General features: G+C 54.3%; 21 protein-coding genes, 1 tRNA gene and 1 pseudogene. 11 read left to right on the top strand and 12 right to left on the bottom strand.

The genetic code is table 11. The features are described 5' to 3' along the window. Positions 1 to 32: 32 nt before the first annotated feature. Positions 33 to 1,013 (bottom strand): tRNA-modifying protein YgfZ, encoded by a 981-nt coding sequence (gene ygfZ / locus M987_RS01400; protein ID WP_014071655.1) that lies wholly within the window; start codon positions 1,011 to 1,013, stop codon positions 33 to 35. Between the two features lie 293 nt (positions 1,014 to 1,306). On the opposite strand from ygfZ, the gene sdhE reads away from it, so the two are divergent. After that, a complete protein-coding gene (gene sdhE, locus M987_RS01395) occupies positions 1,307 to 1,573 on the top strand; it encodes an FAD assembly factor SdhE (protein ID WP_014071654.1) in 267 nt (88 codons plus the stop codon). Further along, positions 1,554 to 1,964, top strand: a complete 411-nt coding sequence (locus tag M987_RS01390; protein ID WP_014071653.1) for a protein YgfX — start codon at positions 1,554 to 1,556, stop codon at positions 1,962 to 1,964. Before sdhE ends, M987_RS01390 begins: the two co-directional genes overlap by 20 nt. Positions 1,965 to 1,969: 5 nt before the next feature. Here the strand turns inward: M987_RS01390 and fldB are convergent, their stop codons facing one another. After that, positions 1,970 to 2,491, bottom strand: coding sequence for a flavodoxin FldB (fldB, locus tag M987_RS01385; protein WP_014071652.1), 522 nt, complete (start codon positions 2,489 to 2,491; stop codon positions 1,970 to 1,972). A gap of 101 nt (positions 2,492 to 2,592) precedes the next feature. On the opposite strand from fldB, the gene xerD reads away from it, so the two are divergent. The 5 genes from xerD to lysS all read left to right on the top strand — a co-directional run bounded on the left by xerD (position 2,593) and on the right by lysS (position 8,686). Beyond that, on the top strand, positions 2,593 to 3,489 hold the full coding sequence (gene xerD / locus M987_RS01380; protein ID WP_014071651.1) for a site-specific tyrosine recombinase XerD: 897 nt from the start codon (positions 2,593 to 2,595) through the stop codon (positions 3,487 to 3,489). Positions 3,490 to 3,517: 28 nt separating this feature from the next. Then, positions 3,518 to 4,231 carry a bifunctional protein-disulfide isomerase/oxidoreductase DsbC gene (dsbC, locus tag M987_RS01375; RefSeq protein WP_014071650.1) on the top strand — a complete coding sequence of 238 codons (714 nt, stop codon included), beginning with the start codon at positions 3,518 to 3,520 and terminating at the stop codon, positions 4,229 to 4,231. A gap of 5 nt (positions 4,232 to 4,236) precedes the next feature. Next, a complete protein-coding gene (recJ, locus tag M987_RS01370; protein WP_014071649.1) occupies positions 4,237 to 5,970 on the top strand; it encodes a single-stranded-DNA-specific exonuclease RecJ in 1,734 nt (577 codons plus the stop codon). Between the two features lie 90 nt (positions 5,971 to 6,060). Continuing rightward, a protein-coding gene (prfB, locus tag M987_RS01365; protein ID WP_014071648.1) for a peptide chain release factor 2 occupies positions 6,061 to 7,159 on the top strand; the annotation gives its coding sequence in 2 pieces (ribosomal slippage) (positions 6,061 to 6,135 and positions 6,137 to 7,159; 1,098 coding nt in all). A gap of 9 nt (positions 7,160 to 7,168) precedes the next feature. Continuing rightward, the gene (lysS, locus tag M987_RS01360) at positions 7,169 to 8,686 is read left to right on the top strand and encodes a lysine--tRNA ligase (RefSeq protein WP_014071647.1); all 1,518 of its coding nucleotides are present in this window, start codon (positions 7,169 to 7,171) and stop codon (positions 8,684 to 8,686) included. A 48-nt stretch (positions 8,687 to 8,734) separates the two neighbouring features. Here lysS and idi read toward each other — a convergent pair whose 3' ends face one another. From idi to M987_RS01340, 4 genes are all read right to left on the bottom strand, one after another. After that, complete coding sequence (gene idi, locus M987_RS01355; protein WP_014071646.1) at positions 8,735 to 9,277, bottom strand: isopentenyl-diphosphate Delta-isomerase; 543 nt, start codon at positions 9,275 to 9,277, stop codon at positions 8,735 to 8,737. Between the two features lie 70 nt (positions 9,278 to 9,347). After that, on the bottom strand, positions 9,348 to 10,064 hold the full coding sequence (locus M987_RS01350) for a DUF554 domain-containing protein (protein WP_014071645.1): 717 nt from the start codon (positions 10,062 to 10,064) through the stop codon (positions 9,348 to 9,350). A 16-nt stretch (positions 10,065 to 10,080) separates the two neighbouring features. Continuing rightward, the gene (locus M987_RS01345; protein ID WP_014071644.1) at positions 10,081 to 10,665 is read right to left on the bottom strand and encodes a UbiX family flavin prenyltransferase; all 585 of its coding nucleotides are present in this window, start codon (positions 10,663 to 10,665) and stop codon (positions 10,081 to 10,083) included. A gap of 11 nt (positions 10,666 to 10,676) precedes the next feature. Then, positions 10,677 to 12,158 carry a UbiD family decarboxylase gene (locus tag M987_RS01340; RefSeq protein ID WP_014071643.1) on the bottom strand — a complete coding sequence of 494 codons (1,482 nt, stop codon included), beginning with the start codon at positions 12,156 to 12,158 and terminating at the stop codon, positions 10,677 to 10,679. 210 nt (positions 12,159 to 12,368) lie between these two features. Here M987_RS01340 and M987_RS01335 point away from each other — a divergent pair. From M987_RS01335 to M987_RS01325, 3 genes and pseudogenes are all read left to right on the top strand, one after another. Next, positions 12,369 to 13,277, top strand: a pseudogene (locus M987_RS01335) (LysR family transcriptional regulator). 44 nt (positions 13,278 to 13,321) lie between these two features. Beyond that, positions 13,322 to 14,071, top strand: a complete 750-nt coding sequence (actS, locus tag M987_RS01330; RefSeq protein ID WP_014071642.1) for an amidase activator ActS — start codon at positions 13,322 to 13,324, stop codon at positions 14,069 to 14,071. Positions 14,072 to 14,151: 80 nt separating this feature from the next. After that, positions 14,152 to 14,225: transfer RNA gene (locus M987_RS01325), tRNA-Gly, on the top strand. 9 nt (positions 14,226 to 14,234) lie between these two features. Here the strand turns inward: M987_RS01325 and M987_RS25200 are convergent. The 6 genes from M987_RS25200 to M987_RS01295 all read right to left on the bottom strand — a co-directional run bounded on the left by M987_RS25200 (position 14,235) and on the right by M987_RS01295 (position 22,240). Next, positions 14,235 to 15,452, bottom strand: a complete 1,218-nt coding sequence (locus M987_RS25200; protein WP_041162118.1) for a flagellin — start codon at positions 15,450 to 15,452, stop codon at positions 14,235 to 14,237. 281 nt (positions 15,453 to 15,733) lie between these two features. Continuing rightward, positions 15,734 to 16,804, bottom strand: a complete 1,071-nt coding sequence (locus tag M987_RS01315) for an ABC transporter ATP-binding protein (RefSeq protein WP_014071641.1) — start codon at positions 16,802 to 16,804, stop codon at positions 15,734 to 15,736. Then, a complete protein-coding gene (locus M987_RS01310) occupies positions 16,797 to 18,566 on the bottom strand; it encodes an ABC transporter permease (protein WP_014071640.1) in 1,770 nt (589 codons plus the stop codon). The genes M987_RS01315 and M987_RS01310 overlap by 8 nt, the downstream gene beginning before the upstream one ends. A 79-nt stretch (positions 18,567 to 18,645) precedes the next feature. Then, complete coding sequence (locus M987_RS01305) at positions 18,646 to 19,734, bottom strand: ABC transporter substrate-binding protein (RefSeq protein WP_014071639.1); 1,089 nt, start codon at positions 19,732 to 19,734, stop codon at positions 18,646 to 18,648. Positions 19,735 to 19,897: 163 nt separating this feature from the next. After that, positions 19,898 to 20,599, bottom strand: a complete 702-nt coding sequence (locus M987_RS01300; protein WP_014071637.1) for a response regulator — start codon at positions 20,597 to 20,599, stop codon at positions 19,898 to 19,900. Between the two features lie 3 nt (positions 20,600 to 20,602). Beyond that, positions 20,603 to 22,240: an ATP-binding protein gene (locus M987_RS01295; protein ID WP_014071636.1), complete on the bottom strand. Its 1,638-nt coding sequence runs from the start codon at positions 22,238 to 22,240 to the stop codon at positions 20,603 to 20,605. A 179-nt stretch (positions 22,241 to 22,419) separates the two neighbouring features. Between M987_RS01295 and yjdI the strand changes: the two genes are divergently transcribed. Next, positions 22,420 to 22,650 (top strand): 4Fe-4S mono-cluster protein YjdI, encoded by a 231-nt coding sequence (yjdI, locus tag M987_RS01290; protein ID WP_014071635.1) that lies wholly within the window; start codon positions 22,420 to 22,422, stop codon positions 22,648 to 22,650. Positions 22,651 to 22,652: the final 2 nt, after the last annotated feature.

Below are 22,652 nucleotides of genomic sequence, written 5' to 3'. Positions count from 1 at the left end.
GCCCTCTCCCACAGGGAGAGGGCGGGTAATCATCACTCTTCCAGCGAATACGGCAGTGGCTCAATGCTCAGGGTTTTGGCATCGTCACGCACGCGGAACACGCTGTCTGGCTCCATGTCGTTATTCATGACCGCCTGCACCAGCACGCGGCCATCGTCCAGCTGTACTGCGGCTAAAACCGTGCCGGTACGGCGCCAGTTTTCACCCATTTTCAGCTCCAGATCTTCACCGGCTTCCGGTACGCGGCTGGCGTGGCCTGCCAGCGTCCACAGCGCGCGTTTATTCGCACCGCGGAATTTTGCGCGCGCGACCATTTCCTGGCCGGTGTAGCAACCTTTCTTAAAGCTAATACCGCCTAGCGCCTGTAGGTTGGTGGCCTGCGGGATAAATTGCGCGCTGTTTGCCGCATCAATCACCGGCAGCCCGGCTTCAATGTTGAGTGCCAGCCACTGTTGGCTATTATTCAACTGAGCTTCACCACGCAAGGCGTCGGTGACGCGTTCAGCGGTGGCGAGGTCTGTCACCAGCAGGAAACGCTCCGTCGGGTGCTCAAACCACAGGATTGAGGTTGCACCGTCGTGCACCAGCTGTGTTTCGGCATCCGGCAGTTCGCTGAACAGATTTTTCAGGGCTGCGCGCGCCTGGAACCCGGCAACGCCAAGCAGGACATGCTCATCGTCAGGCGCGATGGTGACCTTAGAAAAGACCGCGTATTTTTTCAGTTCGGTCAGTTGGGCATCGCGCAGGCTGCGGCGCTCGATAAGCGCGAACCCGCCCTGGCGACGGAACAGACGCAGGTTGCTCCACATTTTGCCTTTCGGGTCGCAGTGCGCGGCCAGTAAATGCTGATTTTCCGTCATCTGGCTGACGTCAGCAGTCACCTGACCCTGCAAATATTTTTCGCTGTCGGCACCGGTCAGTGTTGCCAGCGCCCAGTCATCAAGGGTAATAAGCGTCAGCGGCAGACGCGCAGAGGCGACGGGCTGGCGAGGAGAAAATGGAGTAAAAGCCATAGTGATGTCCTGAATTGCTTAACGCTTTGATAATGCCTAATGGTAAAAGAGACTGTTGTCATTGCAAGCGCTTTCAGCAGACCATTCGTGCCATATCTGACTTCTGCGTAGCGCAACGCAAAATAGTGTAATCCGCTCTCTTTATAGGGTTTATTCTGGAACCCTGCTCCGGGTTTGCAATATTCCAGTAAAGAAACGGTCAAAAACACGTTACACTAGCCAGAGTTCCCGGCAGAAATAAAGCATACCGAACGGGACACCGACTGTGCCAAACGTAATGCAGGAAAAAGAACATGGATATTAACAACAAGGCCCGTATCCACTGGGCTTGCCGTCGCGGAATGCGTGAACTTGATATTTCCATCATGCCTTTCTTCGAATACGAGTACGACAGCTTAAGCGAAGATGACAAGCGTCTGTTCGTTCGCCTGCTTGAATCCGACGATCCTGATTTGTTCAACTGGCTGATGAACCACGGCAAACCCGCCGACACCGAGTTGCAACGGATGGTGCAATTAATTCAAACACGGAATCGGGAACGTGGTCCTGTGGCAATCTGATCTTCGCGTTTCATGGCGCTCGCAGTGGATGTCTTTATTGCTCCACGGCCTGGTCGCGGCATTTGTTTTACTGATGCCGTGGCCGCTTAGCTATACCCCTCTCTGGCTGCTGTTACTGTCATTCGTGGTGTTTGACAGCGTGCGTAGTCAGCGCCGTATCAATGCCCGTCAGGGCGAAATCAAACTGATGATGGATTCACGCCTGCGCTGGCAGGGGAAAGAGTGGGAAATTATCGGCACGCCATGGATGCTCAGTTCCGGCATGATGCTCAGGCTACGTAAGGTGGGCGGTGGGCGTCGTCAGCACTTGTGGTTGGCAGCGGACAGTATGGATGAAGTGGAGTGGCGGGATCTGCGTCGGATGGTGTTGCAACAACCGACGCAGGAATAGGGCGGTTAGCTAAACTTCTCGGCCATTTCACCCAGGATTTGCTCGCACCAGTTTTGCACTCGCTCTTCGCTGAGGTCGTACTGGTTGGTTTCATCCAGCGCCAGCCCGACAAAAAGCTGCCCATCGGCAATAATCGGTTTTTTGCTGGTGAACTCGTACCCATCGGTCGGCCAGTAACCGATAAACGTTACGCCTTTCAGAGCCAGTTTATCGTGCAGCATTCCCAGCGCATCAAGGAACCACTCGCCATAACCTAACTGGTCGCCCATCCCGTACATGGCAATGATTTTGCCGTCGAGGTTGACGGTATCAAGCTGATCCCAGATGGCTTCCCAGTCTTCCTGGATCTCACCGAAATCCCATGTCGGAATGCCAAGGATCAGCACATCGTACTGTTCCATTAGCGCGACCGCGTCATCTTTCAGGTTGTGCAACGTCACCAGTTCCGGGCCAATGATGTCACGAATTTTTTCTGCCGCCATTTCGGTGTAGCAGGTGCTGGAACCGTAGAACAGACCAATATTCATCGCGTAAATATCTCAATTCTTGCTTTGACTTTGCGCGTAGTGTACCAGAAAGCGGTGGCAATCAGGCATAATGCGCGGATTGCAGAAACAAAGGGGCTGATGTGGAAAAGGATCTCGCACTCATTGAACAGTTTCTCGATGCGCTGTGGCTGGAGAAAAACCTGGCCGACAACACCATTAGCGCCTATCGACGTGACCTCACCCTGCTGGTGGAGTGGCTGGCGCACAGGGAATTGGGGCTTGAGAACGCGCAAAGCGATGACCTGCAAGGATTGCTGGCCGAACGCATTGAGGGCGGCTACAAAGCAACCAGCTCCGCGCGCCTGTTAAGCGCCATACGGCGGCTGTTCCAGCACCTTTATCGTGAGAAAATTCGTGCCGACGATCCCAGCGCGATGCTGGCCTCGCCTAAACTCCCGCAGCGTCTGCCTAAAGATCTGAGCGAAGCACAAGTTGAGAGATTATTACAGTCGCCAGCGGTTGACCTGCCGCTGGAGTTACGCGATAAAGCCATGCTTGAGCTATTGTATGCTACCGGTTTGCGTGTTTCTGAGTTAGTCGGGCTGACGATGAGTGACATCAGTCTGCGTCAGGGCGTTGTACGTGTGATCGGTAAAGGGAACAAAGAACGGCTGGTGCCGCTGGGAGAAGAGGCGGTGTACTGGCTGGAAACGTATCTGGAGCACGGCCGCCCGTGGTTGTTGAACGGCGTTTCTATTGATGTGCTCTTCCCAAGCCAGCGTGCGCAACAGATGACGCGGCAAACTTTCTGGCATCGCATTAAGCATTACGCCACACTGGCAGGTATCGATAGTGAAAAACTGTCGCCGCACGTTTTGCGTCATGCCTTCGCGACGCATCTGCTAAACCACGGAGCTGATTTACGCGTGGTGCAGATGCTACTTGGGCACAGCGATCTTTCAACGACGCAAATTTATACCCATGTCGCGACGGAACGCCTGCGGCAGCTTCACCAACAGCACCACCCACGCGCGTGAGTGCCGACGAATTGTAATAGGATTGAATATGAAAAAGTCTTTAGCGCTGTTCTCTTTGCTGGCAGCCTCTTTTACCGGTTTTGCTCACGCTGACGATGCCGCAATCAAGCAATCACTGACCAAGCTTGGCGTGACCAGCAGCGATATCCAGCCTGCGCCAGTCGCCGGTATGAAAACCGTGCTGACCAACAGCGGCGTGCTGTACGTGACCGAAGATGGCAAACACATCATTCAGGGGCCAATGTATGATGTCAGCGGCGCACAGCCGGTGAACGTGACTAACCAGCTGCTGATGAAAAACCTGAACGCGCTCGAAAAAGAGATGATCGTGTATAAAGCGGCGCAGGAAAAACACGTCATTACTGTTTTCACCGACATCACCTGTGGCTACTGCCACAAGCTGCATGAAGAGATGAAAGACTACAACGCGCTGGGGATCACCGTGCGCTATCTGGCCTTCCCGCGTGCGGGCGTGCAGAGCCAGCCAGAGCAGGACATGAAGGCTATCTGGTGTGCGAAAGACCGCAACAAAGCGTTTGATGATGCAATGAACGGCAAAGGCGTTAAGCCTGCGTCTTGCGACATTGATATCGCTAACCACTACGCGCTGGGCGTGCAGTTTGGCGTGAACGGCACTCCTGCTATCGTGCTGAGCAATGGCTACGTTGTGCCAGGTTATCAGGGGCCGAAAGAGATGAAAGAGTTCCTCGACGCGCACCAGAAACAGTTTGGTGGTAACTAATCCGCGTGAAAGCACCCATCCAACTCCGCCGTCGTGAAGTGAATGAGAACGCAGATCTCCCTGCGGATATGCCACCGCTTTTACGTCGGCTTTATGCCAGCCGGGGCGTGTTAAATACCGCCGATCTTGAACGCAGCGTGAAAGGGATGCTGCCCTGGCAGCAGCTGAGCGGCGTAGAAACCGCCACCGCGATGCTCTACGACGCGTTCCGTGAAGGGACGCGGATTGTGGTTGTCGGTGATTTTGATGCCGACGGCGCAACCAGCACGGCGCTGAGCGTGCTCAGCCTGCGCGCGCTCGGGTGCGATAACGTCACCTATCTGGTGCCTAACCGCTTTGAAGATGGCTACGGCCTGAGCCCGGAAGTGGTGGATCAGGCCCATGCGCTTGGCGCGCAGATGATCATGACCGTGGATAACGGGATCTCGTCACATGCCGGTGTCGATCGGGCGCATGCGCTGGGGATCCCGGTGCTGGTTACCGATCACCATTTGCCGGGTGATACCCTGCCTGCCGCCGAGGCAATCATCAATCCCAACCTGCGCGACTGTGAATTCCCGTCCAAATCACTGGCCGGTGTGGGCGTGGCGTTTTATCTGATGCTGGCCCTGCGCACGCTGCTGCGTGAAAAAGGCTGGTTTGAAGCCTGCGGTATTGCGATGCCGAACCTGGCGGAATATCTCGACCTGGTGGCGCTGGGCACCGTGGCGGACGTTGTGCCGCTCGATACCAATAACCGTATTTTAACCTGGCAGGGGTTAAGCCGTATCCGTGCAGGAAAATGTCGTCCCGGCATTAAAGCGCTGCTGGAAATCTCCAACCGTGACCCACTTAAGCTGGCGGCTAGCGATTTAGGTTTTGCCCTCGGGCCACGTCTGAACGCCGCCGGAAGGCTGGACGATATGTCCGTCGGCGTTGCGCTGCTGTTGTGTGACAACATCGGCGAAGCGCGGATGCTGGCAAACGAACTGGATGCGCTGAACCAGACCCGCAAAGAGATTGAGCAGGGGATGCAGGCCGAAGCGCTGACCCTATGCGAAAAGCTGGAACGCAGTGGCGATACGCTGCCTGGTGGCCTGGCGATGTATCACCCCGAGTGGCATCAGGGCGTGGTGGGCATTCTGGCGTCGCGCATCAAAGAGCGTTTTCACCGTCCGGTGATCGCGTTTGCCCCGGCAGGGGATGGCACGCTAAAAGGTTCGGGCCGTTCGATTCATGGGTTGCACATGCGCGATGCGCTGGAGCGCCTGGATACACTCCACCCAGGGCTGATGATCAAGTTCGGCGGGCACGCGATGGCGGCGGGTCTGTCGCTGGAAGCGTCGAAGTTCGACGAGTTCCAGCGCCTGTTTGGCGAGCTGGTGACGGACTGGATCGACCCGTCTTTGTTACAGGGTGAAGTGGTTTCCGATGGCGCGTTAACGCCCGCAGAAATGACCATGGACGTGGCGCAGATGCTGCGTGATGCAGGCCCGTGGGGACAGATGTTCCCGGAACCTCTGTTCGATGGGCGTTTTCGCCTGCTGCAACAACGTATTGTTGGTGAACGCCATCTTAAGGTGATGGTCGAGCCGTCAGGCGGCGGCCCGTTGCTCGACGGGATTGCCTTTAACGTCGACACCGCCATCTGGCCGGACAACGGCGTGCGTGAAGTCGAGCTTGCCTACAAGCTGGATATTAACGAGTTTCGCGGTAACCGCTCCCTGCAAATCATCATCGACAATATCTGGCCAATTTAGCGTCAGTAATCTCTATAAAAAAGGGCGTGGATTCGGTACAATCCCGCTCTTATCACCGCATTTTGACAAGTCCATAAAAGAAAACAGACCATGTTTGAAATTAATCCGGTAAAAAACCGCATTCAGGACCTCACCGAGCGCTCCGACGTTCTTAGGGGGTATCTTTGACTACGATGCCAAGAAAGAGCGTCTTGAAGAAGTAAACGCCGAGCTGGAACAGCCGGACGTCTGGAACGAACCTGAACGCGCACAGGCGCTGGGTAAAGAGCGTTCCTCTCTCGAAGCCATCGTAGATACGCTGGATCAAATGGCTCAGGGTCTGGAAGATGTTTCCGGTCTGCTGGAGCTGGCCGTCGAAGCCGACGACGAAGAAACCTTTAACGAAGCTGTAGCAGAGCTCGACGTGCTGGAAGAGAAGCTGGCGCAGCTTGAATTCCGTCGTATGTTCTCCGGCGAGTACGATAGCGCTGACTGCTATCTCGATATCCAGGCAGGTTCTGGCGGTACAGAAGCTCAGGACTGGGCCAGTATGCTGACGCGTATGTACCTGCGTTGGGCTGAAGCGCGTGGTTTCAAAACCGAAATCATCGAAGAGTCCGAAGGCGAAGTCGCGGGCCTGAAATCCGTTACCATCAAGATTATTGGCGATTACGCTTACGGCTGGCTGCGTACCGAAACGGGTGTTCATCGCCTGGTACGTAAGAGCCCGTTCGATTCTGGTGGCCGTCGCCACACCTCTTTCAGCTCCGCGTTTGTCTACCCGGAAGTGAAAGATGATATTGATATCGAAATCAACCCGGCAGACCTGCGTATCGACGTGTATCGCGCGTCAGGTGCGGGTGGTCAGCACGTTAACCGTACGGAATCTGCGGTACGTATTACCCACATTCCTACCGGGCTGGTGACACAATGCCAGAACGACCGTTCCCAGCATAAGAACAAAGATCAGGCCATGAAGCAGATGAAAGCGAAGCTTTATGAACTGGAGATGCAAAAGAAAAATGCTGAGAAACAGGCGATGGAAGACAACAAGTCAGACATCGGTTGGGGCAGCCAGATTCGTTCTTACGTCCTTGATGACTCCCGCATCAAAGACCTGCGTACCGGGGTTGAAACCCGTAACACGCAGGCGGTGCTGGATGGCAGCCTGGACCAATTTATCGAAGCAAGTTTGAAAGCAGGGTTATGAGGAACCAACATGTCTGAACAACAAGCACAGGGCGCTGACGCGGTAGTCGATCTTAACAACGAACTGAAAACCCGCCGCGAGAAGCTGGCTGCACTGCGCGAGCAGGGCGTGCCGTTCCCGAACGATTTTCGTCGTGACCACACCTCAGACCAACTGCACGCTGACTTCGACGGCAAAGAAAACGAAGAGCTGGAAGCGCTGAACGTAGAAGTGTCTGTGGCTGGCCGTATGATGACGCGTCGTATCATGGGTAAAGCCTCTTTCGTGACCTTACAGGACGTTGGCGGCCGTATTCAGCTGTACGTTTCCCGTGACGATCTGCCAGAAGGTATCTACAACGAGCAGTTCAAGAAGTGGGACCTGGGCGATATCCTGGGCGCGAAAGGCAAGCTGTTCAAAACCAAGACCGGCGAGCTGTCTATCCACTGTACCGAACTGCGTCTGCTGACCAAAGCACTGCGCCCACTGCCGGACAAATTCCACGGTTTGCAGGATCAGGAAGCGCGCTATCGTCAGCGTTACCTGGATCTCATCTCTAACGATGAATCCCGCAAGACCTTCAAAATCCGCTCCCAGATCATGGCCGGTATCCGTCAGTTCATGGTTAACCGTGACTTTATGGAAGTGGAAACCCCAATGATGCAGGTGATCCCAGGCGGCGCGTCTGCACGTCCGTTTATCACGCATCACAATGCTCTGGACCTGGACATGTACCTGCGTATCGCGCCGGAACTGTACCTGAAGCGTCTGGTGGTGGGTGGTTTCGACCGCGTGTTCGAAATTAACCGTAACTTCCGTAACGAAGGTATCTCCGTTCGTCATAACCCAGAGTTCACCATGATGGAACTCTATATGGCTTACGCAGATTACAAAGATCTGATCGAGCTGACCGAATCTCTGTTCCGCACCCTGGCACAGGACATTCTGGGTACCACCGAAGTACCTTATGGTGATGAGGTGTTCGACTTTGGTAAGCCGTTCGTTAAGCTGACCATGCGCGAAGCTATCAAAAAATACCGTCCAGAAACTGAGATGGCTGACCTGGATAACTTCGACTCTGCGAAAGCGATTGCAGAAAGCATCGGTATCAAGGTTGAGAAGAGCTGGGGTCTGGGCCGTATCGTGACCGAGATCTTCGAAGAAGTGGCCGAAGCGCACCTGATTCAGCCTACCTTCATCACCGAATACCCGGCTGAAGTGTCTCCGCTGGCGCGTCGTAATGACGAGAACCCGGAAATCACTGACCGCTTCGAATTCTTCATCGGTGGCCGCGAAATCGGCAACGGCTTTAGCGAGCTGAACGATGCGGAAGATCAGGCGCAGCGCTTCCAGGATCAGGTTGATGCGAAAGCCGCAGGCGACGACGAAGCGATGTTCTTCGACGAAGACTATGTGACTGCACTGGAACACGGCCTGCCGCCAACAGCGGGCCTGGGCATTGGTATCGACCGTATGGTCATGCTGTTCACTAACAGCCACACCATCCGTGACGTGATCCTCTTCCCGGCGATGCGTCCGGTGAAATAAGCCGTCAGGACGTAAAAAAAGCCCCGTGCGATTATCGCCGGGGCTTTTTTATTGTGCGGCGAACGTGCGGAGCGCGTCGCGGGCGGCGGTGGCTTCCATCACCATCCACGGGCTGAATGCCCACGGCGTGGCGTCCAGCGCACAGAATAACGCTTCCAGCGCGACCCACTGGTATTCCATCACTTCATCATGGTTGATGACGATGCCGGCAGTGACGCGTGCGGCATAAACCGGGCAGATCTCGTTTTCGACAATCCCGGAAGGATCGGCTTCACGGTAGCGAAATTCAGGCGCGACGGCAGTAATGTCCGTAATCTCTGCACCCACTTCAAAGCGGCAGCGGCGGATAATGGCCTGTTCAATCTCTTCACCGGATTGAGGGTGACCGCACACGGAATTGGTCCAGACGCCGGGCCAGGCTTTTTTGCTCATGGCGCGCCGTGTCACCAGACATTCGCCTTTTGCGTTAAACAGCCAGGATGAGAAGGCCAGATGCAGCGGGGTATGTGACGTGTGTGCGGCGTATTTTTCCTGAGTGCCAATTACCGTTCCCTGGTCATTTACTAAAATGACGTGTTCTTGAATGCTCATTATTGCTCCAGTACAAAGACCGCAGGTTAGGGCTGTGCACCACCACCTGCGGCTTTATTATACGGCATTCTTATACGAACAGTTTGGCCCACAGAGCTGAAAAAGGCATAACCAGTATCAGACCGGGTAACATATTGGCCACCGGGAATGCCTTAATGTTGCAGATGCGAAGCCCGGTCGCCACCATGATAAGCCCGCCTGCGCAGGAGAAATCGGCCATCATATCAGGCGTGATCAGGTGCAGAATAAACACCGCAAGCGTGGCCAGTGCGACCTGCACAGCGATAAGCGGAATACCGATGGTCATCACCGAGAAGCCGAGCATGGTGGCGAAGATAGCCGCAGTAAAGAGATCCAGCACAGTTTTGATGTAGAGAATAGACGGATCGCCGGTCATTCCCTCATGCATCGCACCAAAAATCCCCGTTCCGCTGGCGCAAAACAGCACCAGAATGGCGACAAATTTTTCCGTAAATTCGTCATGCGATAGCCCCTGAACCGGCGGGAAAATACGGTTGATCAGCCCGCGCGTGGTTCCCGCCGCTTTGCCAATCTGTTTTTCCAGAAAGAAGAGTTCGCCAATCACCGCGCCCAGCACCATGGCCAGAACCACGGCGGGCATAAACTTCACTTTGATAACCAGGTTGATGCCCAGACCCACGGAGCAAAGGCCAAACGTCAAGGGCAGCGCGGTTTTCACCCGGTCAGGGATGCGTGTCCCGACCAGAGAGCCCGCAAATCCACCCAGAATGACGGCTGCGCCATTCACATAAGGACCAATTAACATGATGTTTTCCTAAATATTATTCTGTGTAGAGCAGGTTGCCTTCGCCCCAGCGCGGGATGTTTTTCACGTCCAGACCGAAGAGGTCCAGTGCGCGGCTGACGCTGTGATTAATGATCTCATCTGTACTCTGCGGCCGCTGATAAAGCGCCGGAACCGGCGGGAAGATAATCCCGCCCATTTCCGTTACCGCAGCCATGTTGCGGATATGCCCAAGATTCAGCGGTGTTTCGCGGGCCAGCAGGACCAGACGACGCCGCTCTTTCAGCACCACATCGGCGGCGCGGGTCAGCAGATTGTCCGTCAGGCAGTGAGCCACTGCGCCAAGCGTTCGCATGGAGCAAGGGGCAACCAGCATTCCCAGCGTTTTAAACGAACCACTGGATATCGACGCCCCCAGATTGCTAATGGGATGAACGACATCCGCCAGCGCCATCACCTTATCGAGCTGATAGTCGGTTTCCAGTTCGCAGGTGCGCTCAGCCCCTTTAGACACCACCAGATGCACTTCCAGATCCAGTGGTTTCAGTAGCTCAAGCGCTTTAACGCCGTACTGGAATCCCGATGCACCGCTGATCCCGATGATGATACGTTGCGTGGTCACGTTAATTCCTCTTACTCGAAGTCTGGCAGGAAGCGTTTCACATCTACCTCTTTGAATTTCGAACGTTCAAAGTGGTGCTTGAGATGGAACGGTACGGTGCAGTCGAAAATGGTTTTGCACGACATCCCCTGCTGGAGAATGCTCGGGCTGTATTCCGGCACCTGTGACGGGTCGAGCGGATGGCAGCGCACGCCGGGGATGAATACGGTGTCCACATCGCCCTGGTAGCGGGTCTGCATCGCCCACATCACGTCGTCGCTGTCGAAAATATCGACATCCTCATCCACCAGAATGACGTGCTTCAGTTCCGGGAAGGCAGAAAACGCAAGCAGTGCCGCCTGGCGCTGGCGCCCTTCGTCTACTGCTGCTGCTTTCTTAAATTGCATCACTGCCAGTAACTTGCCGCCGCCTGCGGAGTGGGCAAACACGTTCAGCAGTTTGCCCGGCATGGCGCGCTCAACCATATCGAGGATGCTGGCTTCCGTTGGGATACCAGCCATGTTCACGTGTTCTTCACCAGGCCCAACGGTAGTGCGCCAGATTGGGTTGTGGCGATGGGTAACGGCTTTCACCTTGATGACCGGGATAGCTTCTTTGGCTTCGCCGGTATAGCCCGGGAATTCCGGCATGGCTTTACCGGTATTGGTGTTCTGATCTTCGCGCACGCGCACGTTTGGCAGCAGCTCGCCTTCAATAACGATTTCGGCATGGGCAATTGCTTTTTCGTTGATGGTTTTACACTGCACCATCTCAACCGCGTGGCCGCGTAACGCGCCCGCCACGCTCAGCTCGTCAAAGCCAAGTGGGGTGGTTGGCGGCTCGAAGCAGGCGGCAATCTCGATGGCCGGGTCAACGCCGATGCTGATGGAAATGGGCAGCGGTTTACCTGCCGCTTCGGCCTTCATGCGAAACGCATCGATATGGCGGCCAGGGGTCAGCCACATGGAGAGCTCGTCTTTGCTCTGCACGCACAGGCGGTGAATGGTGATGTCGGACTCGTGGGTTTCCGGGTCAGAGGCGTAGCACAATCCCATGGTGATATACGGGCCTGCATCCTCTTCGGTATTGGTTGGCGCAGGTAGCAGTTTGCGCAGGTCGAAGCCTTCGTCTGTGGCCAGATGCACCACTTCCTGACAGACCGCGTTATCGCGCGCGATGACCGGTGAAATTGGGTTCTGCACGGAGTTTTTCAGCAGGTGGCCGAGCTTTTCCGGCTCGCAGTTCAGAAAGTGGCTGACGCGTTTGCGTGAACCATTAAGACCAATCGCCACACTGATATCGTGAAAGCCTTTCACCTTATTAAATACCATCACCGGGCCGTTTTTACGGGTTGGGCGCTGGCAGGTTCCGCCTGCACCAACATAACGGTAAACACCCGACAGTTCGGCGTGAGGATCAACTTCAACGCTGGTTTCAACATATTCGCCCGGCAGCGTTTTTAATAACGCCAGCGCGGAACGCAGGTCATGAACATTGTTATCGCTATTTGACATGATGGATTCCATCTCAGGTAACAGGAGTGGTTCTACGATATTGCGGCACCGTTATTCCGACAAATACCGTTTACCGGAGGCGAACCAGATCAAAAAGGTTTAATTTGCAGGTTTGTTATTAATGTTAAATAAATGCGGTATAAGGAAAAACTTCCCCTTTGCGATATCGGGTGTGATACTGGCAGGCGAAAAAGAGAAGGGGCGTTCACTATGGATCTGAAAAGGCTACGTTATTTTTGCAGAGTGGTGGAGCAGGGCTCGGTGAGCCAGGCGGCGAAGTCGCTCAATATGGCGCAGCCGCCGCTCAGTAAACGCATTCAGGAGCTGGAAGAAGAATTACAGGTCGCGTTATTTACGCGCCGTTGAAATCGACTTGAACCGACGGAAGCCGGTTATTTTCTTTATCGTAAAGCCTGTGAAATATTACGCCAGGTTGAAGATACTGCACGCGAAACAACTGAAATTGCGCAGAAAGATAAATTTCAGTTACGCATCGGTTTAACCCATCTTTTTCAGTCCTATTTTAAACCGCTGTTATTAGAGTTATATCGCCGCCATCCTCATGCCGAAATTAATATTTCGGTGTCGGATTCCAGTCATTTAGAGACGCAGCTTAATGCCGGGACAATCGATGTCGCGCTTATTCAGCGACCTTATCGCAGTGAAGGGTTCGATTATGTTTCCTTCGACCCGATTAAGCTGGTGGCGGTGATTGCTAAATCCTGCCTGCCTGCTGCACCAGCCAACCCGTTTGATTACACCGCGTTGGGTGATTTTCCACTGGTATTGCTGCACCGGGCAAAGGACTCCGGCACCTATGAGATGCTGATCGATCTGTTTCGCAAAGCGGGCGTGAATCCGAAAGTGATTATGTATATCACCCAGCCTGGCGTCATTCTGGACTGGCTGGAATCTGGTTTGCAGGCCGCCACGCTACTGCCTTCTTCTGAGGTGGATGCCCGTAAGCTCAGCCACTGTTACGTGGTGGATGTGTTTCCCTCGCCGCAGATTTTCTACCCGGCGCTGGTGAAGTTGCCCGCAATGCCCTATATGCCGGAAATGATGGAAATTATTGCCCACGGATATCCGTTTGCAGCAGCTGTTGGGCATCAGGATTGAGGCTGGTATCATAGTGCGCCATTTACGCTGACCGAGGATCTGTTTTGTTTGCAGGAAGCCTGACCAGAAACCCTATTATTGCCTTATCCCTTCTGACGCTAACGTTACTGCTGGCGGGATGTTCTGGCAGTAAATCCTCCGATATGGGCGGCTATTCCGGGGCGGTGTACACCGTTAAGCGCGGGGATACGCTGTATCGAATTTCCCGCACAACGGGGACCAGCGTGAAAGATCTGGCGCGTCTGAATAACATTTCTCCGCCTTACACCATCGAGGTGGGGCAGAAATTGAAGGTTAACGGCGGCTCTTCTTCTACCGCAAAAAATTCCGCGTCGTCTAAAACGAAAACCGCCAAAGTGACACCATCTTACGCGGTACCGCAATCATCCTGGCCGCCGGTCGGGCAGCGCTGCTGGCTCTGGCCTGCCAGCGGCAAAGTGGTGATGCCGTATTCAACGTCTGAGGGCGGGAACAAGGGCATTGATATCTCTGCGGCGCGCGGGACACCTGTTTACGCATCCGGTGCCGGGAAGGTGGTTTACGTCGGCGACCAGCTGCGTGGCTACGGTAATCTGATCATGATTAAGCATGGTGAAGATTACATCACCGCATATGCGCACAACGACACCATGCTGGTGAACAACGGGCAGAACGTGAAGGCAGGGCAGAAGATTGCGACGATGGGCAGCACAGGGACGGACTCGGTGAAGCTCCATTTCCAGATCCGCTACCGTGCTACTGCCATCGATCCGCAGCGTTATCTCCCGGTCCAGGGCAGCAAACCGAAATGCTAAGTGATTATTTTATCGCCACTTAGTCATCAAGAGGCTTGTGTGAAAGTGCGTAAGGCCTATAATGCTTTACGCACTTCAAAGCGGGTGTAGTTCAATGGTAGAACGAGAGCTTCCCAAGCTCTATACGAGGGTTCGATTCCCTTCACCCGCTCCATCACGCCAATTATCCCTGCAACAACGAAAGTACCGCATCCGGCAGATGATTCGATTTTGCCAGCACCGAGTTCCCCGCCTGTTGCACAATCTGCGAACGAGACATTTTCGATACTTCCTCGGCGTAATCAGCATCTTCAATTCGCGAACGCGAGGCACTCAGTGCAGTGGAGGTTGCCGTTTGCACATTCTGCACGGATTCGAGGCGGTTCATGGTTGCGCCCAGCAGGCTACGGCGTTGATCGACACGGGCAATCGCCGCATCGAGGGTTGCCTGCGGATCTTCCGGGTTGCGCAGACGGATCCCGTCTCCGGTTTCCCGCAGATTGATGGTGGTCCAGCCCGTTGCGGCATCGGTAGACGCGGTATAGCTGTTGGGATAATAAATCTGGATCTCGCCGCTGCCGTTGAGTGTCTTAATCAGCAGTGAGCCGTCACTTTGCTGTACCAGAGTGGCGCTTTTTCCGTCTGCGCCGAGGTTCATCACATAGTTCCCGTCAGCGTCGCTATCGAGCACGTTAGCAAAGGTTTTGCCGTCGTTGTCCGTATAGTTCAGCTGCATCTTCGCCGGGTCGATCGTTACGTATGATGTGCCGCCGACGGTGCTGACATCCGTAAAGGTGTTTTGCGCAGTCGCGGTGTTTGCCTGAACGGTAACGGCGGGCGTTCCGCCATCGCTGGTGACAGCAATAGAGGCGGCATAATAGCGAAAATCGCCTCCGCCATTGTCCACTTCCATGAAATACGAGCTGCCGTTTTTCACCAGCCGCGCGGCACCGGATACCGCATTCCCGCTGCTGTCCAGGAAGGAGGGGGTTACCGTCGTTAAATCTACCGCTGGTGTCGTGGTGACGTTAACCGGCGATGTCAGGGTCGTCAGCGCCGTGGGATCGGTGACTTTGGCCTGCATTGCGCCAGTCGGGCCCCAGTTGAGTTCGGCTTCGTAATAGTCCGTTCCCTGCTGGATATAGTTTTTGCCGTTGCTGCTTACCAGTGCATCGGCGCCCATCGCCGCGTTGCTGTCGTCCACAAAAGAAAGCCCTGACACCGTGCGCGACGGCAGCGTGGAGATATCGCTGTAGAGCACTGAAGAGGTCACGGCTGAAACGCTAACGCTGGCCGAATCGCTGGCGTTTCGCTGCGCCTGAAGAAGACCTTTAATCTGGCTTCCCATACGGTTAGCAATCGCCTGGCCTGCCGCATCGTCTTTAGCGCTGTTAATTCGCATCCCGGAGGAGAGTCGCTCAACGGATTGCTGTAATACGGAACTGTTTTTTAACGCGGTATTTTATACTACCAGAGTATTGACGTTGGTGATGATCCCAGCCATCGTTCACCTGCTTTTCTTAGTATTATGCTTTGAGAGATCATCGTCCTGGAAGAGGATATATTTAGGTTAAATTAACCACTATATTTTAGAGGTGACTTTACCGAAATCTGGATATTTTCGTTTTGTAGGCCCGGTAAGCACAGCGCCACCGGGCAATGGCAGAAACGTCCGGCCTTTAATCACCCTTTCGGGAAGATCCAGACGTGTTTTTCCGGTAATGACAAATGGCAGTGCTGAGGATCCCGAACGTCATGACCATAGGCTCGGATCACAAAATCATCCCCCGCCGTACGGAACAGGTATTCCCAGCGATCCCCCAGATACATGCTGGTAAGTAACGGCAGTTCAAGCTGGTTTTCACCAGGGCCTTCCAACACCGCTACGCGCTCTACACGGATAACCGCCGTGGCTTCACTTCCTGCTTTCACGCCTTCAGCCGCCTGGCCCCATAACCTCCAGCCGTTGCCTTCAATGTGCGCTTTGCCATCGCGGACTTCTGTCACTTTGCCATGCAGACGGTTATTGCTGCCCATAAACTCGGCGGTGAATAGTGTTTTTGGCGAGCCATACATCTCCTGCGGCGTGCCTTGTTGCTCTATTTTGCCGTTGTTAAGCAACAGAATACGGTCAGAAATCGACATGGCTTCATTCTGATCGTGCGTGACCATCAGCGCCGACAGGCCGAGCTTGATAATCAGCTCGCGCAGGAACACGCGGGCCTCTTCGCGCAGCTTGGCGTCCAGGTTCGAGAGCGGTTCATCCAGCAGGATCACCGGCGGGTTATAGACCAGCGCCCGGCCAATCGCCACACGCTGTTGCTGACCACCGGAAAGCTGGTGCGGGTGACGCTTACCCAGATGGCCCAGGCCGAGCTGATCCAGTACGTCCTGAACGCGCTGGGTTACCTCTTTCGCTGCGACCTTACGCAGCTTTAAAGGATACGCCACGTTCTCAAAAACGGTTTTGTGAGGCCACAGAGCGTAGGACTGAAACACCAGCCCCAGATTGCGTTCTTCTGCCGGGATCTCACTGCGTGGCGTGCCGTTGTAAACGCTATTTTTGCCGATGATAATCGAACCCTGGGTTGGTTTTTCCAGGCCCGCAACCGCACGCAGCAATGTGGTCTTGCCGCTGCCCGATGGCCCCAGCAAGGAAACCACTTCACCGCGTTTGAGGTTCATGGAAACCCCTTTTAACACCGGGTTGTCGCCGTAGGTTAAGTGCAGATTTTCGACCGCTAATTCAATCATGTAATTTAACTCCGAAGCGAAGGGCGATGCCCAGACCTACCACGACCAGCAGGATGTTAATAAAAGAGAGCGCAGCCACGATATCAATGGCACCTGCCGCCCACAGGGAAACCAGCATCGAGCCGATGGTTTCCGTACCCGGCGAAAGCAGATACACACCGGTTGAGTATTCGCGTTCAAAGATCAGGAACATCAACAACCATGAGCCGATAAGACCGTAGCGTGACAGCGGAATGGTGACGTGACGGGTAATTTGCCCGCGCGTTGCCCCTGTGCTGCGCGCCGCTTCTTCAAGTTCAGGCCCGACCTGGAGCAGCGTTGAGGAGATAAGCCGCAACCCGTACGCCATCCACACCACTGTGTAGGCCAGCCAGACGCTGAAGATGGTGCTGCGTAATGAACGCAGCCAGACAATCAGGTTTTCGCGCATCCAGTCGGACCAGAAAAACCCGGAAAGCCAGCCAGATTTCAGCGAGTTGTCCAGCCACATTGGCAGGAACAGGAACACCCACAGGAATGCCAGACCCGCAAGCAGACCCGGCACCGCACGTGGCACCAGCACGCTGTAATCGAGGAACCGCGTGGTGTTGTCCGGTTTGCGGTGCATGGCAATACCGACAAACAGATAACAGGCCACGGCCAGTGCGCCGCCAATCACGCCGATAGACATCGAGTTGACGATGGCACGCAGCAGGTTTGGCTGAGCCCAGATCGTGCGGAAGGTGCTCAGGGAAAGCTCATCCCAGAGAGAAACTCCCACCCCCCAGTTCGAGATAAACGCGCGCAGCACCACGCCAAGCAGCGGAACGCCAATGGTCACGGTCAGCCAGAATGCCACCACGCCACCAGCCACCCAGCGCCATTTGCCCAGTGGTAAAGCACGCGCCTGTGACGCCTTGCCTTTCACGGTCACAAAGCGGTTGGCGGTGCGCATCAGGCGGCGCTGTAACATCACCAGTGGGATGGTGATACAAATCAACACCACGGCCACTGCTGCCATCAGGTGATACGACGGCGTGCCAAGTTTGTTGGTCAGCTGGTACAGGTAAGTTGCCAGCACCATGTTGCCCTCAGGATCGCCCAGCACCAGCATCAGGCCAAACACCTCCAGCCCGAGGAAGAACAGCAATACAATGGCGTACAGAATCGACGGGCGTACCATCGGCAGGCTGACGGAGGTCATCACCTGTAACGGAGAAGCTCCCGCCGTGCGCGCGGCTTCTTCCACATCAGAGCCCACGCTTCGCAGCGCCGAGGAGATGTACAGATACGCGTGCGGAACATGCGTCAGGCCAGCGATGACCACGATGCTCGACATGTCGTAGATATTCCAGGGCACAAAACCAATCAGCGACTGCGCCCACAGAGATAAAAACCCAACCGGCCCGGCGGCGACCACATAGCCAAAGCCCAGAACCATCGGCGACACAAAAATCGGCACCAGGATCAGCGGCTCAATCAGACGGCGGCCAGGTAAATCGGTGCGAACCATCAGAAACGCCAGTACCCCACCAAGCGGAATGGCGATGATGACCAGACCGAACGCGAGAATGAAACCGCTTCTGAGTGCTTTATAGAAATCGGGATCGGTGAAAATAAACCCAAATGATTCAAAGCTCCACTCTTTAGCCGGAGAGAAAAAGGGAGCGGATAAGAAGCTCTGTATCACGATGAACGACAGCGGAACATAGATAACCAGAGCGGTTATCAACACCACTACGCCGCGAGGCAGGCTTTGCCACTTTCTGTGTAATGCATTCATAGTGTATCCCTGGTGCTGGAACCCAGAACAACGACATCAGGAGAAGGAGCGCGGCAGAATCGCCGCGCTATGCCCGGACTTATTTGGCGGCGGCTTCGCGCCACTGTTTGATGTAGTCCAGACGTTTTTTCGGTTGCAGGTATTCCAGCAGGCTTTCATCAACCGGGATCGGTTTCAGCGCGTTGCCCAGAATTTTGGTCAGGCCGTCGATATCATTTTTGCCTTCGATATCGTTACGGATGGACGGGATATCAGCCTGATTCGCCAGAATACTTTGTCCTTTTTCTGACAGCACATAGTCCAGCCACAGCTTCGCGGCGTTGCTGTTTTGCGCCTGCTGGCTGATAAAGGACACGCGCGATAACACCAGGGTGTAATCCTTCGGATAGGAGATGCCCAGGGACGGATCGTTCTTCGCGCGGGCTTCGGCGTAGGAGCCGAGGATGTTAAAGCCAATCAGGTTTTCACCTGACGATACCCTTTCCATCATCGTACCGGTTGAAGACTGCACGGCTAAACCGCCTTTGGCGACGTCAGCCAGGGTTTTCAGGTAGTTTGGATCGGCCTTGAAATCCTGAACGGAGAGCATAAAGCCCAGCCCGGATTTTTCGATGTCGTAGGTGGTGACTTTGCTCTTGAACTTATCGCTCTGGCTGGCGATAAGTTTGGCCAGCGCCGCGTGTGAATCCGGTACTTCGGCCGCGGGGATAAGGCGTTTGTTGTAGATAAAGACCACCGGCTCATAGGTAGTGCCGTAGGCTTTATCGCTCCAGACCGCCCATTTTGGCAGCTGGCTTTGCTCAGGGGATTTGTACTCCTGCGCATAGTCGGTGGCGAGCTTCAGCGCGGTATCCATTGAGGAGCTCCAGACCACATCACCGCTGCCGCCACCGGAAGCCTGCTCGCTGATAAAACGGTTGTACAGCTCGGTGCTGTTCATATCGTTGTATTCAACTTTAATGCCCGGATAGGTTTTCTCGAAGCCCTCAATCAGCGGCCCGGCAGCTTTGGTGTCGGTGGTGGAGTAAATCACCACTTTGCCCTCTTTGGTCGCGGCATCCACGACTTTTTGATACTCGGCAGGGTAGCTCTGCGGTAAAGCAGACATTGCAGACGTAGAGATCAGTACGGTAGCGGTAAGCAGAGAAATTCGGAAAGTGTTCGACATTATAATTAACCTTTTAGTTACATTTGAGGAACTAATGGTCAACATAGCGTATGGGGAACATCAGACAATAGGGGGGCGAAAGCCCCGCTTCCGAAGTGTGATTGTCGGCGTTGTTTCGGCAATTAACACCATTAAATCCGCAAAACGCCATCCGGTTTGCGGATTATTCTTTGGCGGGCGCTTTGCGATATAGCCGTCTTGGATGGCCAATATTGCCGTACAACATTTCGATGCTAATAAACCCGCTCTCCACGCAGTATTCCAGATAGCGACGGCCCGTGGTTTTGCTGATCCCCACGTTTTCCACGACTTCTTCTACAGACATATTACTGTCAGGGTTATCGGTGAAAAAGCGCGTAATGCGCTCCAGGGTGTTGGGTTCAATCCCTTTGGTGGAAGGGGCTGGAGAGGACTCAGCCGCGGGCAGATTAAACAGGCGATCCAGCGCATGTTGGTCCACCACCTTCACCTGTTGTACGGTGTGGATGAAGCGCAAAAACCGCTCAAGCGAGGCGTGCAGGCGCTGGAAAAACACCGGTTTTATCAGGTAGTCGAACGCGCCGCTGCGCATGGCATGACTACAGGTTTGCATATCGCTGGCCGCAGTGATGAAAATGACTGAGCACTCAAAACTCTTCAGCAGTGGACTGTCGATTAAATTCACGCCTTTGCCATCCGGAAGGTAGTTATCGAGCAGAATCAACCGTGGTTGATGGCGGCTAATCAGCTCGCGCGCCTTTTCCAGCGAAGGGGCAATGCCGACAACGCGCAAATGGAAATTCTGCTCAATATACTCACGATGCAGCTCGGCGAGGTGAGGTTCGTCCTCAACAATGACGACATCAATTGCCCGGGTAGTAGTCATGTTTTAGCCCTGTCGAACGGAAGGTTTAAAGGGAATAAACACCGTGAAAATAGTCCCTTGCGGGGTATTGTCGGTGATTTCGATATTGCCACCGGCCTTATCAATATATCCTGCCACCAGAAACAGACCGATACCGTGCTCGGAGCCGGTTATTTCGTTGCCGGAGTCGGGTTTACTGCTGAACCCCTGCTGGAAAATGTGCGGCTTCATGGCATCGTCCACGCCGCAGCCCCGGTCGGCCACTTCTATCAGCAGCTCCTGGTTTCTGTCTGAAATATAGAGTTCCACTGCGGCGGGAACGGGTGCTTTCAGCGTGGCATCCACGGCGTTATCCAGCAGGTTACCAATAACCGACATCAGCTCTGTTTCGTTGAGCGTCAACGGCATGTGGGTTAACTGGCAGGCGGGGTCGAAAAGCAGTTCAACGCCTTTTTCGCGCGCGCTGACGTATTTCCCCAGCAGCAGCCCGCACAATGCCGGCGAAGTAAAACGGGCGGAGACAAAATCCAGCACCTTTTGCGCGCCATCGGACTGGGCCTGAATGTAGCGAATGGCCTCGTCATAATGCTTCATCTGCAACAGCCCGACGAGGGTGGCGGTCCAGTTCAGCTGTTCATGGCGCATAATGCGCAGGTTGTCAGCGTACCGCTTTATCTGGCTCAGCTGGCTGCTGAGGGTGTTAATGTCGTTTTTATCGCGGAAACTATACACCCAGCCGCTTTCCACATTCGGCTCGACCTCAATGGCCACACGGTTAACGATCACTTCCCGATGATTAAGGACGGCAATCTGATCGTGGCTGCCGCTGCTTATTGAGGCATAGCGCTGTGAAAAGAAACCGGGTGAGGTCTGCAAGACCTCATCGAGCGGTTTGCCGATAAGCTCTTTCTCGCTCTGGCGAATATCCAGCATTTCTCGCGCTGCCCGGTTTATTAAAATCAGCTGCTTTTCAGCATTGACTGCAAATATGCCCTCGTACATGGCTTCAAGCAGGGCTTTTTGTTGCAGTACCAGCTGGGCGATATCTTTGGGCTCGAGGCGGAACATCTGCTTTTTGAGGTTACGGGTAAACAGCCAGGAAAAAATAAACAGCAAAAGTAAAAGTCCAATGCCATATAACCCCGACTGCCAGAGGATGCGGGCATTAATATTGGCAATGTACGAGGTCAGATAACCCACCGAGACAATCCCGATCACCTGATGTTGGGCATTAAATATCGGGGCTTTACTGCGTAATGAAACACCTATCCCACCTTTGCGTACGGAAATAATGGTCTTTCCCTTTAAGACCTCGGCATTATCCCCACCAATCATGGGTAAATTAAGACGTTCAGGTGACTCTGAGTGATACAGATGCTGCTCGCGCGTATCCCCGATGACAATATAACTGGCATCACTTTCTGCGCGTAAAGGCTGAATTAAGCGGGCGATACCGGTGATATCTCTGGCGGCGACTTTATCGGCAAGCCCTGGCATCAGGGCTATTTCGCTGGCCTGCACCCGTGCACGTTGCCCGAGATCGTGGTGCAGCTGTCGGTCAATAAAATGGAACAGGATCGCACCCAGCAGCGCTAATAGCAGGCAGGAAAAAAACACCAGAGATAAAAAAAGCTTCACCTGAAAAGGGAGTCTGCGTTTCATATGTCCTGCGGCTGAAATACAAAAATGAGATATTCGCGGAGCCTGACATGGGGAAATGTGGCGCGCAATCTGACAAAAACAGAGTTGTGAGCTGGCTTTTCGTTTTTTGCATGGATAGCCATCAGGATCCCACGAGGCTATGCTTTGTTCAGCACCATAATAATTACAGAGGCAATGTCATGGATAAAGAACTACTGGATGCAGGTTACCGGGCCTATACCGGGGAAAAAATAGATGTCTACTTCAACACCGGGATCTGCAAGCATTCAGGAAATTGTGTACGCGGTAGCGCTAAGCTATTCAATCTGAAACGCAAACCGTGGATCATCCCGGATGAAGTGGATGTAGAAACAGTTATTCGTGTGATTGATACCTGCCCAAGCGGTGCGCTGAAGTATCGCCAAAAATAAGC

The sequence above is a fragment of the Enterobacter soli ATCC BAA-2102 genome (genome assembly GCF_001654845.1).
In the GTDB taxonomy this organism is placed as follows: Bacteria; Pseudomonadota; Gammaproteobacteria; order Enterobacterales; family Enterobacteriaceae; genus Enterobacter; species Enterobacter soli.
This window is presented reverse-complemented; position numbering and strand designations above follow the sequence as displayed.

What these genes read in the sequence shown, in the direction of transcription:
- dsbC (WP_014071650.1), top strand. Translation starts at nt 3,518, where the DNA reads ATGAAAAAGTCTTTAGCGCTGTTCTCTTTGCTGGCAGCCTCTTTTACC.
- lysS (WP_014071647.1), top strand. Translation starts at nt 7,169, where the DNA reads ATGTCTGAACAACAAGCACAGGGCGCTGACGCGGTAGTCGATCTTAAC.
- M987_RS01295 (WP_014071636.1), bottom strand. Translation starts at nt 22,240, where the DNA reads ATGAAACGCAGACTCCCTTTTCAGGTGAAGCTTTTTTTATCTCTGGTG.
- M987_RS01340 (WP_014071643.1), bottom strand. Translation starts at nt 12,158, where the DNA reads ATGTCAAATAGCGATAACAATGTTCATGACCTGCGTTCCGCGCTGGCG.
- M987_RS01305 (WP_014071639.1), bottom strand. Translation starts at nt 19,734, where the DNA reads ATGTCGAACACTTTCCGAATTTCTCTGCTTACCGCTACCGTACTGATC.
- M987_RS01310 (WP_014071640.1), bottom strand. Translation starts at nt 18,566, where the DNA reads ATGAATGCATTACACAGAAAGTGGCAAAGCCTGCCTCGCGGCGTAGTG.
- sdhE (WP_014071654.1), top strand. Translation starts at nt 1,307, where the DNA reads ATGGATATTAACAACAAGGCCCGTATCCACTGGGCTTGCCGTCGCGGA.
- M987_RS01300 (WP_014071637.1), bottom strand. Translation starts at nt 20,599, where the DNA reads ATGACTACTACCCGGGCAATTGATGTCGTCATTGTTGAGGACGAACCT.
- M987_RS01350 (WP_014071645.1), bottom strand. Translation starts at nt 10,064, where the DNA reads ATGTTAATTGGTCCTTATGTGAATGGCGCAGCCGTCATTCTGGGTGGA.
- ygfZ (WP_014071655.1), bottom strand. Translation starts at nt 1,013, where the DNA reads ATGGCTTTTACTCCATTTTCTCCTCGCCAGCCCGTCGCCTCTGCGCGT.
- M987_RS01315 (WP_014071641.1), bottom strand. Translation starts at nt 16,804, where the DNA reads ATGATTGAATTAGCGGTCGAAAATCTGCACTTAACCTACGGCGACAAC.
- M987_RS25200 (WP_041162118.1), bottom strand. Translation starts at nt 15,452, where the DNA reads ATGCGAATTAACAGCGCTAAAGACGATGCGGCAGGCCAGGCGATTGCT.
- idi (WP_014071646.1), bottom strand. Translation starts at nt 9,277, where the DNA reads ATGAGCATTCAAGAACACGTCATTTTAGTAAATGACCAGGGAACGGTA.
- yjdI (WP_014071635.1), top strand. Translation starts at nt 22,420, where the DNA reads ATGGATAAAGAACTACTGGATGCAGGTTACCGGGCCTATACCGGGGAA.
- fldB (WP_014071652.1), bottom strand. Translation starts at nt 2,491, where the DNA reads ATGAATATTGGTCTGTTCTACGGTTCCAGCACCTGCTACACCGAAATG.